The sequence below is a fragment of the Paenarthrobacter sp. NPDC089322 genome, from assembly GCF_040684895.1.
Classification (GTDB): domain Bacteria; phylum Actinomycetota; class Actinomycetes; order Actinomycetales; family Micrococcaceae; genus Arthrobacter.
In genome coordinates, this window is the sequence record NZ_JBFBGW010000016.1 from 1 (window position 1) to 14825 (window position 14825).

At 63.5% G+C, this 14825-nt stretch carries 13 protein-coding genes; 1 reads left to right on the forward strand and 12 read right to left on the reverse strand.

The genetic code is table 11. The features are described from left to right. Window positions 1-164: 164 nt before the first annotated feature. From AB0N65_RS15065 to AB0N65_RS15115, 11 genes are all read right to left on the reverse strand, one after another. Window positions 165-593 (reverse strand): ATP-binding protein, encoded by a 429-nt coding sequence (locus AB0N65_RS15065; RefSeq protein WP_364163077.1) that lies wholly within the window; start codon window positions 591-593, stop codon window positions 165-167. Beyond that, window positions 586-918 (reverse strand): STAS domain-containing protein, encoded by a 333-nt coding sequence (locus AB0N65_RS15070; protein WP_364163080.1) that lies wholly within the window; start codon window positions 916-918, stop codon window positions 586-588. Before AB0N65_RS15070 ends, AB0N65_RS15065 begins: the two co-directional genes overlap by 8 nt. Continuing rightward, window positions 908-2887 (reverse strand): glycosyltransferase family 2 protein, encoded by a 1980-nt coding sequence (locus AB0N65_RS15075; protein WP_364163082.1) that lies wholly within the window; start codon window positions 2885-2887, stop codon window positions 908-910. Before AB0N65_RS15075 ends, AB0N65_RS15070 begins: the two co-directional genes overlap by 11 nt. A gap of 18 nt (window positions 2888-2905) precedes the next feature. After that, window positions 2906-4051 carry a SpoIIE family protein phosphatase gene (locus tag AB0N65_RS15080; RefSeq protein ID WP_364163085.1) on the reverse strand — a complete coding sequence of 382 codons (1146 nt, stop codon included), beginning with the start codon at window positions 4049-4051 and terminating at the stop codon, window positions 2906-2908. Window positions 4052-4197: 146 nt separating this feature from the next. Next, entirely contained in the window at window positions 4198-4665 is a 468-nt protein-coding gene (bcp, locus tag AB0N65_RS15085; protein WP_364163088.1) for a thioredoxin-dependent thiol peroxidase, read from the reverse strand. Window positions 4666-4763: 98 nt separating this feature from the next. Further along, entirely contained in the window at window positions 4764-5612 is an 849-nt protein-coding gene (locus tag AB0N65_RS15090; protein WP_364163091.1) for a winged helix-turn-helix domain-containing protein, read from the reverse strand. 11 nt (window positions 5613-5623) lie between these two features. Beyond that, window positions 5624-6973 carry an allantoinase AllB gene (gene allB / locus AB0N65_RS15095; protein WP_364163094.1) on the reverse strand — a complete coding sequence of 450 codons (1350 nt, stop codon included), beginning with the start codon at window positions 6971-6973 and terminating at the stop codon, window positions 5624-5626. Continuing rightward, window positions 6966-8135 carry a glycerate kinase gene (locus tag AB0N65_RS15100; RefSeq protein ID WP_364163097.1) on the reverse strand — a complete coding sequence of 390 codons (1170 nt, stop codon included), beginning with the start codon at window positions 8133-8135 and terminating at the stop codon, window positions 6966-6968. The genes allB and AB0N65_RS15100 overlap by 8 nt, the downstream gene beginning before the upstream one ends. Window positions 8136-8161: 26 nt before the next feature. Next, on the reverse strand, window positions 8162-9937 hold the full coding sequence (gene gcl / locus AB0N65_RS15105; protein ID WP_364163100.1) for a glyoxylate carboligase: 1776 nt from the start codon (window positions 9935-9937) through the stop codon (window positions 8162-8164). Between the two features lie 129 nt (window positions 9938-10066). Continuing rightward, window positions 10067-11011 (reverse strand): 2-hydroxy-3-oxopropionate reductase, encoded by a 945-nt coding sequence (locus AB0N65_RS15110; protein ID WP_364163103.1) that lies wholly within the window; start codon window positions 11009-11011, stop codon window positions 10067-10069. A 60-nt stretch (window positions 11012-11071) separates the two neighbouring features. Continuing rightward, window positions 11072-11875: a TIM barrel protein gene (locus AB0N65_RS15115; protein WP_364163106.1), complete on the reverse strand. Its 804-nt coding sequence runs from the start codon at window positions 11873-11875 to the stop codon at window positions 11072-11074. Window positions 11876-12231: 356 nt separating this feature from the next. On the opposite strand from AB0N65_RS15115, the gene AB0N65_RS15120 reads away from it, so the two are divergent. After that, complete coding sequence (locus tag AB0N65_RS15120) at window positions 12232-12786, forward strand: ThuA domain-containing protein (protein WP_364163375.1); 555 nt, start codon at window positions 12232-12234, stop codon at window positions 12784-12786. 43 nt (window positions 12787-12829) lie between these two features. On the opposite strand, the gene AB0N65_RS15125 is transcribed toward AB0N65_RS15120, so the two are convergent. Then, complete coding sequence (locus AB0N65_RS15125) at window positions 12830-14053, reverse strand: MFS transporter (RefSeq protein ID WP_364163109.1); 1224 nt, start codon at window positions 14051-14053, stop codon at window positions 12830-12832. Window positions 14054-14825: the final 772 nt, after the last annotated feature.

Genomic DNA, 14825 nt, shown 5'->3' on the forward strand with positions numbered 1-14825 from the left:
GCTTCCTCACGAAACACGGCATCATATTTTCTTCTGGGCGTGGACATCTGAAACGAATCTCCCATCAAGCTGTCTCAGAAAACCATACGACCGCATGACCGCCGTCGCCGGTGTTGGTGATAGAGGGTTGGGCGATTGGGGGTGTTTGGTGATAGAGGGTTTGGTCAGGCGTCGGGGGTTGAGTCCCTCGTCAGGATCCAGGTGTTGGTGCCGTCCTGCCGCTCGAAGGTCACTGTGGTCACCAACATCTCGATCAGGGCGAGCCCCCGGCCGGACTCGGAGTCGTCGTCCGGGAGCGATGGCTGCATGTCCGCGAAGGGCTCCCGTGCGTTGCAGGCACTCACCCGGGCCTGCAGCCGGCTCGGCCGGACAGTGATATCGACGTCGATCTCCACGGGCTTTTCACCGACGGGCTGGGCGTGCTGCACGATGTTGGCCGCGGACTCGATCACCGCCGTGGTGAACGTCATGCGGTCCATGTCCGGCACGAACGAGGCATCGTCCCACAAAGCGTCCAGCTCGGTGTGGATGGCCTCGATGGCGTCGTCGTTGGAGAGTCCCCGGTAGCCCCGGCGGGCAATCACGTCAGTCATCGCCGAACGCCTCATCCGCTGACGGGTACGCAGTGAGCACCCGGTCCATGTTGGTCAGTTCAAGGACCATCTTGACCTGCGGTTGAACACCCGAGATCCGAAGATCACCGCCGGCCTGCCGTGCAGCCTTGAGGCAACCGATGAGTGCCCCGAGACCCGATGAGTCCATGAAGTCGGTCTCCGCCAGGTTGACCACCACGCGGCTTGACCCGTTGGCGACAACTTCCGCCACGACTTCGCGCAGCTTGGGCGCGGCCACCATGTTCAACCGGCCGACGCCTTTCACCTCCGCGTAGGAGTCCTTGACCTCATAACTAAACTGCATCAGCATTCCTTTCCTCGGGGCGTTCAGGACCTGCAAATTCTTCGGGGACGAAACCCTTGTACAACACGGCCTTCACCAGGACGCTGAGGACTACAAGGTCGAACGCTACCCACGCTACGTTCACCAACGTGCCCAAGGGCTCCGACATACCGGCAATCAGTCGCAGAAGCCCAACCACCAGTGCCACAGCCAACAGGACCGCCACGATGATCTGCGGCCGGATCAGGCTCCAACTCGGGCCGCCGTTCTGGCGGGCCTTCGGGGTGACGGCGAACCCGAGGGGACGTCCGAACCAGACGTTACGTGCCGCCGTCGTACATGCCTTGATCCAGGTGGGGAACAGCGCAAGGCTGTACTGCTGCCCGCGCCAGGTGGGAATCCCGTGCCCGGCAACCACGAACAGCAACTGGTTAACCACCATGAACGGGATGAACCGCACGAAGAAATCGAAGCTAAGGCTGCTCACCGGAAGGATGCCGAGCGTGAGGTAAATGATCGGCGCCGCGAAGTACACCACGGCAGCGAAGCCGCTCAGGTAGCTCCACATGGTGGAGAAGTACATGAGCCGCTGACCCCACGAGAGGTTGCGCTGCACCAAGGGGTTCTCGCGGAGCAGTACCTGCATGGTGCCTTGGGCCCAGCGCAGGCGTTGCGTGAGCATTGTTTTCAGGTCCTCGGGGGCGAGGCCGTTGGCGAGGATTTCATGGTGGTAGACGCTCTTCCAGCCGAGGCCGTGGATCCGCATTGCCGTGGCCATGTCCTCCGTGACGGAGATGGTGGCCAGCGGCATGATGGGCTGGGCTTCGTCGGTGCGTTCAACGGAGATGGCGTCGAGGACCGCGTGGACGGATTCGAGGGCACCAAGCGGCGACCAGTCGCGTCCGGACATGCGGTCGACGGCGTCACTCGCCACAGTGGTCACGCCCCCTTCGCCGACATGGGCCAGTTCCATCGCGGCGATTTCCTCGAGGTCCGCCTGCAGCGCGGAGAAATCTGCAGCGACCAGCGTCCGCACGGCTTCATCGACCTTGCGGCGGACCCGGTACGTGATCTCGCTCAGCGATACACGGGCATCGAGCTCCTGCTGGGCCGTATTCGTGGCGGCTTCCACTTGGTTGAGCATCTCGGCCACCAGCGGGTTTTCAGCCTCAGGGGACTTGCGGGCCTTCCTGATGGCTGACTTGGATGCCGCCAACGCCCGCCGCACGCTGTGTTCCGTGGCCTTGACGTAGCCCACCAGCCCCAACTGCATCAATGCTTCGCGGCGCAGGATCGCGTTGGAGCCGCAGAAGAACGCTGCGTTCCAGCCGTCCTTGCCTTGCTGGATGGGGCCGTAGAACAGGGGAGCCTGGCTGCCTAGGGGGTCGTCGGCCGGGACATTGATGAAGTACTGGGGCGTCTGGACCAAGGCCACGCGATCGTCGTTGAAGTAGCCCAGCGTCTTGTCCAGGATGTCCGGCTCGGGGATCTGGTCGGCGTCGAGAATCAACAAGTACTCCCCGGAGGTGAGCATCAGCGCATTGTTCAAGTTTCCGGCCTTGGCGTGCCGCGGCATGTCCGGCGTCCAGTCCTCGCTTCGCGTGACGTAACCGATCCCGTTAGCTTCGGCGAGTTCGCGCATTTCGGGCCGGTTGCCGTCGTCGAGAATCCACGTGCTGTGCGGCCAGCGGATGTCCTTGGCGGCGAGGGCCGTGGTCATGACCAGGTCCATCGGCTCGTTGTACGTGGTGATGAAGACGTCCACCGTGGTGCCTTCAGGGGCAGGTGGTGGTGGCTTCCGGATCTTGAGGTTCCACACCGTCAGGCCGAACAGCATCACGTCAATAAGGCTGTACGTCTCCGCGATCACCAACGGAATGGCGATCCACCACGCCTCCCAGTTCAGCGACGCCAGCCAGCGCCACGCAACGTAGTTGACGCCAAGAATGACCGTCAGGACAACCAGCAACCGGGTCCAAAATCGAGTCACAATCCCCCCCTTTGTGGCTTAGTGCCGGATCGTTTGGTGGTTACCTTCCAGCCCTGCGTTTGGTTTGCGGCGAACAACGACGGCGGTCACGTCGTCTTCCGCGGTGGCGGCAGGCGCCAACTCGAGCAAGGCGGCGCATGCCTCGTCCGATGTTGCCTCACTCCTGACCGCCTTTTCCACGTTTCGCATGAAGTCTTCCAGCGAATCGTGGGCGTCCAGCACGCCGTCGCTGACAATCACGAGGGCATCGCCCGGATCCAGCTGGAGTTCCGCGGCAGGCCACTGTTGCCCTTCGAGGATCCCCACCGGCGGCCCGGCCGACACCAACCTCCGCGTCGCCCCCACAGCCGGGACGTGCAGGCCAAGTCCATGACCGGCGTCGATATAACTGAGCAGTCCGGTTGAGCTGTTCAGGCGCGCATGGAACATGGTCACGAACGAGCCGGACTGGTCAAGGTCGGAGGTAATCGTGGCGCTCGCCGAGTTGAAGGCGTCAGCTATGGCCGGCGTGTCCGCAACCGAGCGCATCACGGCACGGACGGTCGCTGCGATCAGCGCGGCACCCATGCCCTTGCCCATGGCATCCGCGAACGTCAGGTGCATGCCGGAAGGGGTTTGGTACCAGTCGTAGAAGTCCCCACCTACGCTGCGGGTCGGGCGGAAGGCGCCAGCGACGTCGTAGTTGTTGAGCCTGACTGTCTCCTGCGGAAGGAGGCTTTTTTGCACCACCGCGGCGCGCGCGAGCTCGTCCGTCTGGCGCGCGTCCTCGGCCGGCGCGGCGGGTGTCCGGGCTCGGCGGAACAACGCGCGAATGCGGGCCTGGAGTTCCTTGGGGCTGAAGGGCTTGTTAATGTAATCGTCCGCGCCTGTGTCCAGGCCGTTGAGGCGGTCGATTTCGTCTGCGCGCGCCGTGAGCATCAGGATGTAGGCGTCCGAGAATTCACGTAACTGGCGGCAGACTTCCATGCCGTCGATGTCGGGGAGGTTGACGTCGAGGGTGACGAGTTCGGCGTTGGTCTCGCGGACAGCTTCGACGCCGGAAAGTCCGTCCGGTGCCTCCGTCACCACAAAGTCGAGCTGCTCAAGGATCAGGACGAGGAGCCCACGAATGTCGGCGTCATCTTCGACGACTACTGCGTGGCGTTGGGTCGGAGTTGAGGCCATGGGTCCATTAACTAATGCCACGGGAGTTTTGTCACGTTTAGTCAAGACATATGAAACGCCCGCTCACAGGGGTGAGCGGGCGTTACAGGAAATGTGCACTTAGGTGAGAGATGGTTCGCCCGGGAGGGGCGTTTGGTGAGAGAGCGTTAGATGCCGAGCTCTTCCCGCAGCGCCTGGACGTGGCCTTGGGCGCTGACCTGGTATTGGGTGAGCTTGACGATGCCTTCGCCGTCCAAAACCACGGTGGAGCGGACCAGGCCTTCGAAGATCTCGCCGTCAACCAGCTTCTCGCCCCACGCGCCGTACGCCAGGGCAACCGAGTGGTCTTCGTCGGAGAGCAGCGGGAAGGTCAGGGAGAAGTCGCCGGTGAAGGACGCAAGGGCTTCCTGGGCGTCGGGGGAGATCCCGATGACGTCGTAGCCCTTGCCTTGGAGGCTGGCGAGGTTGTCGCGGAAGTCGCAGGCCTCGGTGGTGCAGCCGGGGGTGGCGGCCTTGGGGTAGAAGTACACGATGACGTTGCGTCCGCGGTAGTCGGACAGCGAGACCTTGTTGCCGTCGGCGTCGAGAAGCGCGAAGTCAGGGGCCTGCGTACCGACGAGGAGTTTCTGGGTCATTGCGATCCTTTACGTTCAACCGGTCTGCACCGGCGGTCATTTCAATAAGGCACCGATCAATCAATAAGCGGTGCTTCCGATCTTTTCCAACAGCAAAATCAGATGCTGTATTCCGCAGGTCCGCGCACAGTGGCATAAGGGCCGGGCACGAACTGGTAGCCACCACCACGGACGGTGGAGACAGTGTGGCGGGCACTTCCCAGCTTCCGCCGCACCCTTCCAACATAAACGTCGATCGAGCGAAACGCCGCGCCGGGGAGGTCAAATGACTCCAGGAAGCGTTGCAATTCTTCACGACCAACCGCTCGGGAGCAGTTCACCACGAGGTACCTCAGCAGCTTGTATTCCATGCCCGTAAAGGCAACCGGCTCGCCGTCGAGCAGTACTACTTCAGCGGCGAGGTCGATCGCAAGTTGGCTGCGGCGGCCGGCCAGCATGACGGGCTCGACGGCGGTGCTGCCGCTGGCTGCGGTGCGTCCCCCGGCTGCTGCGGTGCATCCCCCGGCGGCCGCGGTGCCTCCCCCGGCACCGGACATATCACCCCCGCGTTCGCTGGTGAATTGTCCGTTGGAGGGTGAATCTCCGCGAGCGAGGGCGTCCGCGAGCGATACCGAAGGGTGCCGGGAAGGGTGGGTACCGGCGTCGGCGGTTTCCTGCGGAGTGCCGCCCCAGGAAGAATCGCCGACGCCGGAGTGTTCTGCCCCGATGGCGGGCCAGATGCGGACTTCCGCCTCCGGGGCAAGTTTCATGGCCCGTGCCAGCACCAATCGTGCTGCACGGTCCCAGATTTGGGGGTCTACGGGATCGCCCTCGGCCGGATTGACCCAGAGGGCGAGGCCGTGGGCAGTGAGACCCGGGGTGGTGCGGCCCTGCCTGCGTGCGGCCCCGGAACGTGCTGAGCGTCCCGGAAACCGCGCGGGCGGCGGACCGTAGGCATTGACTGCCATGCCAAGTGTCCCTAAACGTTGCCGCGGCGGAGCAACTTGCCGCCGGGGTTCTGGCCGTCGATCACGGAGCCGCGCAGGAAAGTCTTGCGGACGACGCCGGCGAGCGGACGGCCATCGTACGGCGTGATCGGGTTCTTGTGCTTGAGCTTGCTGACGTCCACGACGAACGCCTCGTCCGCAGCGAAGATGCTGAAGTCGGCGTCGTAGCCCAGTGCCAGCTGGCCCTTGTTGTGCAGGCGGGCCAGGGCGGCGGGCTTCTCGGCCATCCAGGACACCACCTGTTCCAGGGAGATGCCGCGGTGGCGTGCTTCGGTCCAAATCAGGGACAGGCCCAGCTGCAGGGAGGAAACGCCACCCCAGGCAACTGCGAAGTCGCCGTTCTCCAGGTCTTTGAGGTCCAGTGTGGAGGGGGAGTGGTCGGAGACGATGCAGTCGATGGTGCCGTCCTGAAGGCCCTTCCAGAGGAGCTCGCGGTTGGAGGCTTCGCGGATGGGTGGGCAGCACTTGTAGGCGGTAGCGCCGTCGGGGATTTCCTCGGCCATGAGCGTGAGGTAGTGCGGGCACGTCTCAACGGTGAGGTTGACGCCGTCGCGCTTTGCCGAAGCGATCATGGGCAACGCGTCCGACGAGGAGAGGTGCAGGATGTGGGCGCGTGCGCCGGTCCAGCGGGCGCGCTCGATGACCTCGGCGATGGCCTTGTTCTCAGCACCGCGGGGGCGGGAGGCGAGGAAGGTTTCGTAGTGGTCGCCGCCGGGGTGCGGTGCGCGGTCGATCGCGTGGGAGTCCTCGGCGTGCACGATCATGAGGGAGTCGAAGGACTTCAGTTCCTTCATATCCTCTTCCATTTCGTCCGCGTCCAGGTGCGGGAACTCGTCCACGCCGGAGTGCAAGAGGAAGCACTTGAAGCCGAAGACGCCTTCGTCGTGCAGCGGGCGGAGGTCGGCCTTGTTGCCGGGGATGGCGCCGCCCCAGAATCCGACGTCCACGAACGCCTGGTCCTTGGCCACCACGCGCTTCTGCTCCAGGCCGTCCACGCTGGTGGTGGGCGGGATGCTGTTGAGCGGCATGTCGATGATGGTGGTGACGCCGCCTGCAGCGGCTGCGCGGGTAGCGGAGGCGAAGCCCTCCCACTCGGTGCGGCCGGGCTCGTTGACGTGGACGTGGGTGTCCACCAGGCCGGGGAGCAGGGTCTCGTCGTCTGCGAGTTCAATGACCTCGGTGCCGGTGAGGCCGTTGCCCAGCGGTTCGATGGCGACGATGATGCCGTCGCGGATGCCTACCTCGCGGGGTGCGATGCCGGCCGTGGTGAGGATGCGCTGGCCCCGGATAACGAGGTCATAGGCGCCGAATGCTTCAGACATTGAGGTACTCCTTGTTTTCGGTCCGTTCTGCCAGGTACACGCCTATGTGCTTCCCTAATTGTTCAAGCAACGGACCTGCTTCAGCGATACATTTCTGGACATCGTCTTCCAGATCGGTCAACGCGTGGACCGTGTGGAAGCCGGCATCCGTGAGTTGTTCCCGGCTCAGGGTACTCCTGCCGCACACGGCGATCACGGGAACCCCTTGCCGGGCCGCCGCTCGGGCGACGCCCATCGGCGTCTTGCCCAGGAGGCTTTGTTCGTCCAGGCTGCCTTCGCCGGTGATCACCAGGTCGGCGCCCTTCAGTTTGTGTTCCAGTTCAGTGAATTCAAGTACGACGTCGATACCCGGCCGCCGCTCTGCCTTCAGTGCCGCTATGGCGATGTAGCCAACCCCGCCCGCCGCGCCTGCGCCCGGAGCCTTCGCGGCGTGCTTGGCTTGAGGGCCTGTGGCTTCGGCGAGGACGTCGACGAAGTTTTGCAGGGCTTCATCCAGTTTGGTGACGTCGTCCGGCGTCGCGCCTTTTTGCGGACCGAAGATGGCTGGGGCTCCGCTGGCCCCCAAAAGGGGATTGTCGACGTCGGACGCCAACACGAAGTCCGTGGCCTCGAGGCGGACGTCGTAGTTGGCGAAGTCGATGCTCTTCAGCCGGGAGAGGGCGGCACCGCCGCCGGGGAGCTCGTTGCCGTCCTCATCCAGGAAGACGGCGCCGAGGCCCTGCAGGACGCCGGCTCCTGCGTCGGTGTTGGCGCTGCCTCCGACGCCAAGGATGATCCTGCGGCAACCGAGGTCCAGCGCGGCGCGGATGAGTTCGCCCGTGCCGATGCTGGTGGCCGTCTTGGCTGTGTCACTCGTGGGGCCGTCGGGGAGGAGGGCGAGACCGGAAGCTGCTGCCATTTCGATCACGGCTTCGCTGTTCCTGACCGCGAAGTCCGCCTGCACGGGTTCGCCCAGCGGGCCGGTGACCGTGGCTGTCCGGCGGTTGAAGCCGGAGCCGATGGCGGCGTCGATGGTGCCTTCGCCGCCGTCGGCCACCGGAATGCGTGTGACTTCGAGTCCCGTTTGTCCGAAGCCTGCCAGCAAACCTGTTGCGAGATGCCTGGCGACGTCGGGGGCGGACAGCGAGCCCTTGAATTTGTCCGGGGCGATGACCACACGCATTCCGGTACCTCCTTTCCTGCTGCTGACTAGGCCTTGGCGAGGATCGCCGTGGGGGCGTCCGCAGCCGTCTCGGCCAGTTCTTCGAACTCGTTCACTGCGTTGATTTCCAGGCCCATGGAGATGTTGGTGACCTTTTCCAGGATCACCTCCACCACCACGGGAACCTTGAATTCGTCGCGCAGTGCCTTGGCCTTGTCGAATGCGGCAGGCATGTCTTCCGGGTTCTCCACGCGGATGGCCTTGCAGCCCAAGCCTTCTACGACCTTGATGTGGTCCACGCCGTAGCCCATGGTCTCGGGGGAGTTGATGTTATCGAAGCCCAGGGACACGTGGTAGTCCATGTTGAAGCCGCGCTGGGACTGGCGGATCAGGCCCAGGTAGGAGTTGTTCACCACAACGTGGATGTACGGCAGGTTGAACTGTGCGCCCACGGCCAATTCTTCGATCATGAACTGGAAGTCGTAGTCACCGGACAGTGCAACAACGTTCTCGCCCGGCTTACCGCGCACTACGCCCAGGGCAGCGGGAGCGGTCCAGCCCAGCGGGCCTGCCTGTCCGGCGTTGATCCACTTGCGGGCACCGAACACGTGCAGCATCTGTGCACCGGCGATCTGCGACAGGCCAATGGTGGACACGTAGGTGGTGTCCTGTCCGAAGGCCTTGTTCATCTCCTCGTACACGCGCTGCGGCTTGATGGGCACGTTGTCGAAGTGGGTCTTGCGGTGCAGGGAACCCTTGCGCTCCAGGCACTCGGCAACCCAGGCGGAGTAGTCCGGCAGGGTCTTTGCGGCCTTGCGCTCACGGGCCAGTTCCAGCAGTCCGTCCAAGGCTGCGCCGGCGTCCGAGGCGATGCCCAGATCCGGGGAGAACACGCGGCCGATCTGCGTGGGCTCGATGTCGATATGAACGAACTTGCGGCCAGCCGTGTAGGTGTCCAGGCCGCCGGTGTGGCGGTTGGCCCAGCGGTTGCCGATGCCGATCACGAAGTCGCTCTGCAGGAACGTCTCGTTGCCGTAGCGGTGCGAGGTCTGCAGGCCAACCATGCCGGCCATCAGGTTGTGGTCGTCGGGGATGGCGCCCCAGCCCATCAGGGTGGGGATTACCGGAACGTTCAGCAGTTCAGCCAGTTCAACCAGCTGGGCCGAAGCGCCCGCGTTGATGATGCCGCCACCGGCAACGATCAGCGGGTGCTTGGCTGCGGTCAGCATGTCCAAGGCCTTTTCCAGCTGCTTGCGGGAAGCCTTGGGCTTCTCCACCGCCAGGGGCTCGTAGGCGTCGATGTCGAACTCGATCTCAGCCATCTGAACGTCGATGGGCAGGTCCAGCAGAACCGGGCCCGGACGGCCGGAGCGCATGACCTGGAAGGCCTTCTGGAAGGCACCGGGAACCTGGCCCGGCTCCAGGATGGTCATGGCGAACTTGGTGACCGGCTTGGCGATGGACTCGATGTCCACGGCCTGGAAGTCTTCCTTGTGCAGCTTGGACACCGGAGCCTGGCCGGTGATGCAGAGCATGGGGATAGAGTCAGCCCAGCTCGCGTACAGGCCGGTGATCATGTCCGTGCCCGCAGGGCCCGAGGTGCCGATGCAGATACCGATGTTGCCATCAGCCGCGCGGCTGTAACCGTCGGCCATGTGGCTGGCGCCTTCAACGTGGCGGGCCAGCGTGTGGCGGATGCCGCCGTGGGCACGCATTGCTGAGTAGAAGGGGTTGATTGCTGCGCCTGGCAGGCCGAACGCCTCGGTGGCGCCTTCCTTTTCCAGGATGGCGATCGCCGCGTCAACGGTGCGCATCTTAGCCATGGTGTGCTCCTTGTTTTTGCCCTTTGCGGGCGAAGTCTGGGATGTTTTTGGGTGTGGTGAGGGAGCCGCCGTCGTTTATGTACGACGGCGGGTCTCGCCTTGGTGGTTGTTCCGGCTTTGCCGGGTGGTTTACTTCCGGCCGCTGAGCTGGAGGACCTGCTTGAAGAGGCCCGAGTGGTCGAGGCCGCCGTCGCCCTGGTTGACGGTTGCGGCGACGAGCTGTGCGACGACGGCGCCGAGGGGGACGGCGACGTTGGCTTCGCGTGCTGCTGAGGTGACGATGCCCAGGTCCTTGTGGTGGAGGGCGAGGCGGAAGCCGGGGTCGAAGTTGCGGTCGAGCATCTTCTGGCCCTTCTGGTCCAGGACCTTGGAGCCGGCCAGGCCGCCGCCGAGGACCTTCAGTGCTGCGTCGGTGTCTACGCCGTAGGCCTCAAGGAAGGCGATGGCCTCGCCGAGGACCTGGATGTTGACCGCGACGATGAGCTGGTTGGCTGCCTTGACGGTCTGGCCGGAGCCGGACGGTCCGACGTGGACGATGGTCTTGCCCACTGCGTTGAGGACGTCCTGTGCTGCCTCGAAGTCTGCAGCTTCGCCGCCGACCATGATGGAGAGGACGGCGTCGATGGCGCCCTGTTCGCCACCGGAGACCGGTGCGTCGAGGGGGCGGATGCCGGCTTCACGGGCTTCGTCGGAGAGGCGCTTGGCGACGTCCGGGCGGATGCTGGAAGCGTCGATCCAGATGGTGCCCTTCTTCGCGTTGGCGAAGACGCCGTCCTTGCCGCTGACAACACCCTCAACATCGGGGGAGTCCGGCACCATGGTGATGACGACGTCGGCGTCCTTGACGGCGTCCGCGATGCTGCTGGCACCCTTGCCGCCCTCGGAGACGAGCTTGTCAATCTTGTCCTGGCTGCGGTTGAAACCGGTGACCGTGTGGCCGGCCTTGACGAGGTTGATGGCCATGGGGAGGCCCATGATTCCGAGTCCGATGACTGCAACGTTGCTCATTGTGTTTCTCTTTCCGGGAAAGTCTGTGTGTGTTAACTCAGGTGTGCTTACCCAACTAGGTCGCATTAGTGCGCGTTTTGAGCCTTCTAAACGCGCTCTGCTGCTACTTAGTTGGGCGCGCGGGGTTTAGTTGGCGTTGGCGCGCTGGCGGATGGCCCAGCTGAAAGCCGATTCCTGCGGTTCCTTGTACTCGAGGCCGATGTAGCCGTCGTAGCCGAGTTCGCGGCTCCGGGCGATCCATTCGCCGAGGGGGAGGTTGCCGGTGCCGGGTGCGCCGCGGCCGGGGTTGTCGGCGATCTGGATGTGGCCGAAGTCCTTGGCGTGGTTCTCGATGACGGATTCGACGTCGTCGCCGTTGACCGCCAGGTGGTAAAAGTCGGCGAGGAGCTTGATGTTCTGTGCACCGGATTCTGCCTTGACGCGGGCGATGACCTTGAGTGCGTCTTCGGCGGTGAGGAGCGGGTACTTGGGTGCGCCGCTCACCGGCTCGAGGAGGACAGTTCCGCCGATGCGGGCGACGCCGGCTGCTGCGGTTGCGAGGTTCTCGGCACCAATGGCGTCCTGCTTCTCGGGCGATTCGCCGTCGATGCGGTTGCCGTAGAGGGCGTTGAAGGCCTTGCAGCCGAGGCGCTCGCCGATGCCCGCGACAACATCGATGTTGTCTTGGAACTCGGTGGAGCGTGCGGGCCAGGAAACCAGACCGCGGTCGCCGCCGGGCATGTTACCGGCGTTGAAGTTCAGGCCCGTGAGCTGAACGCCGGCGTCCTTGATGGCTGTTTCAAACTCGGTTACTTGGGCGTCCGTGGGGACGGAGGTCTCGAAGGGCCACCAGAACTCGACGGCGTCAAAACCGGCTGCCTTCGCGGCGGCGGGGCGCTCGAGCAAGGGCAGCTCCGTCAGGAGGATGGAGCAGTTCACTGTGTACGTCATCGTAGGTCCTTCCGAGGAGGGGCTTTGATCTATCTTCCTATGTGCTTCGCTGCTGCCTTGGTGCTGGGCCCCAGTTTCCGCTTTGTGGAATTTAGATTCTGCTTTATGAAAAGTTTAGGGAAGGGTGGGGGTGCGAGTCAAGGGGGCGTGGGAGGAAGCGCTTTGGGATACCAGAAGCGTCGGGTATACGCGCCCTTGGGCTGAGAGCGCCACGAGTTCCTCCGGCTGCGAAAGGCCCCCTCGCATGGGCCTCTTGGCACTGTCGCGGCGGCTGGCATACATGTCCTGGCCGATTCGGCCACTGGTCCGGGGACATGCTCGCCATCCTCGCCCGCGCCGGCTACACCCCGGTGATCATGCCCTGGCCGCTGCGCCCGGCCGTTGAGGGCGGGTTCACCATTGCCCATGAAGAAGTCGCTGACGCAGTAGTGGAACGCGTGCAGCGCCACGTCCTTGGCGGTATGGGCCTGGTGGTGCTGCACTCCGGGCACTTCGCCAAGATCTTCACTCGATTGTTGGGCACCACGTGCTCCCTGAAGTGGCGCAACGAGGGCGAGCGTGAACTTGTGTGGACGGTCAAGCCTTCACACCCGATCGCAGCTGGTATTGAAAGCCCCATCGTGATTCCGCAGCAGGAAACGTACGGCGAGCTGTTCGATATCCCGGAACCCGATGACCTGATCTTCATCAGCTCGTTCACCGGGGGAGAGGTGTTCCGCTCCGGCGTGACGTTCACTCGTGGCAAGGGCCGGATCTTCTACTTCAGCCCCGGCGACCAGGAATACCCCGTGTACCACCAGCCGCAGATCCAGAAGGTCATCGCCAACGGCGTCGGCTGGGTTGCCCAGCCCGGCGTCTTCCGGGAGGCGCCTGAGGTCTCCAATCCTGCCCGGGGCTGGTTCGAGGCCTAAGGAACGGGAGCTCTTCCCCTGCCCACACGGGTAGCGACTCTCTCTACTGGACAGGCTCCGCCTGCTTGGTCTCTCGTTTCACTTCACTTGGCCGCAGCATGGAGTCTGAACTGAGCGCAAGCACCCCCGACAGCAGGGCTGCCAAGAGGATGAAGCCAAAAGCCACGAACGACGAGACGCCCATAAGAAAAGTGGCGACTGCAAGGCTGAGGGGACTGGATACAGTTTCAAGAAACTGGACTGCTGTCATGGTCTTGCCCAAGTCAGACGAGGGAATCTGTTGATGGATGAGGGATGTGCGTCCCACCGTCCATGCGATGCCGCCCGTACAGACGACGAACAGGGCACATGCCACAGCAACCCAGGACGGGATGAAGAAGAGCAAAGCTCCTGCCGCCATAAGCCATGAGGACCGTTGCATCAGAATGTTCGGGCGCCAACTGGAAAGCAAGCCTGACAGAATCGAACCGCAGAAGAGGCCGGCAGCTGCTGCTGCGCCGACGATTCCTACTTCCGTAGTGGAACTCTTGAGGCCAACCGAGGTCTGGAAGATCGCCAATGTGGACAGTGGCGCGGACAGGAAGCCGACAAGGACAACTGTCCCGGCAAAACGCCACCACCCTTGAATTTGGGTGAGTCTCCGGTACCCGGCAGAAAGTTCCTTGAAAAAACCTGGCCGGTCCGGCAAGCTGCTCGGGCGCTCCGGCCACGGAAGGAAATTCATGATCAAGGCAATAACCGTAAACGACACCGCGTCAACGGCCAACAACCACCACGGACCCCAGACGGCGCTCAAAGCTCCACCAATTGCTGGACCCACGATGGAAGCTGAGGTCCACGCGGTGGAAACTGCGGCGTTGAACTTCGCCGTGCCGTCGCCATACATCTTCGGGATGGCAACGAACGTGGCGGTCCGGGCGAACATGTCGAGGCTGCCGCGCAGGAAGGCGCCAAGTACGAGGACCCAAAAGGGCGTGTGCCAAGGTCCGATCAGGAGCGCCATTGCAGCGACAACCAGTGCTTGACCCCAATAGCCGATGTGGGTCATGGTGCGGGGAGACATACGGTCGGCGAGTCCGCCGATGAGCACCCCGGGGAAAGCCTTGGGAAGTTGTGATGCCACAGCGACGATGGACATTTGGGCAAGACTGCCGCTTGTCTGCAGAACTATGAGCGGAAGTGCGATGTTGTACGCACCACCGCCCAACGAGTTCACCCACATTCCCGTGAGATGCAGACGCCTCTGCCATGGCTTTGCCAATGACACTTTAGATACCTCGGAATGCATAGCGAAGGGTCATAAGATCGGGCTGCTTTTCCACTGATGTCAGGAGCCACTGCATTACAGGTGCCTGCCAAAAGCTGATATTCCACGTGCGGGCAATTACCAGGTGAAAGATGGTGGTGCAGCAGGGAACTACTAGCCGCCATCTGCCGGGAAGAATGAGCGCAAGGGGGAGCGCGGCTAGTTCAAGAAACGGAACTGTGCGGGTGAGGGCCCGAACAGGCGGACTATCTTGAGCAAACGGGTGAGCCTCCGAGGCCAGCAGGTGCGAGTGATAAATATGGTTGGCATCGCCGTGCCTGACCCAGGCGTCATAGCCGTGCAAGAGTTTGGACAAGCCGGCCTGGGTGTAGGGCAGGTATAGCGCAACCCGTGATACCGAAAGCGGCAGACTCGGGGACAGGCCGTGGCCCGGCCTGGACATCTGACTGATGATGAGTACCGCTTCAATGAAGGTGTCGTACGGCCAGCGTCCCGGGAGGGATCGGGCATCCAAAGCTCGTGTTCCCAAGAATAATCCCAGCGCTGCCCGCCGAATCCAGAAAGAGGGTTTTGCTCCGGGGTCTCTACAAACCTCGCTGGCCGCCGCAGCAGCCATCAGTAGTCCGGCCGCTGTACGTCGGATCTTCCAGGCCCTCCCGTCGTCGGGCCTGTGGTCCTCCGCCGATTCCTGTGAAGCAACCGCCGCTTTATAGTCCCGGACAGCGGATGGGCCGGGGCGAAGGGTCAAGGCCAAGGCGGCAACCACCCACAC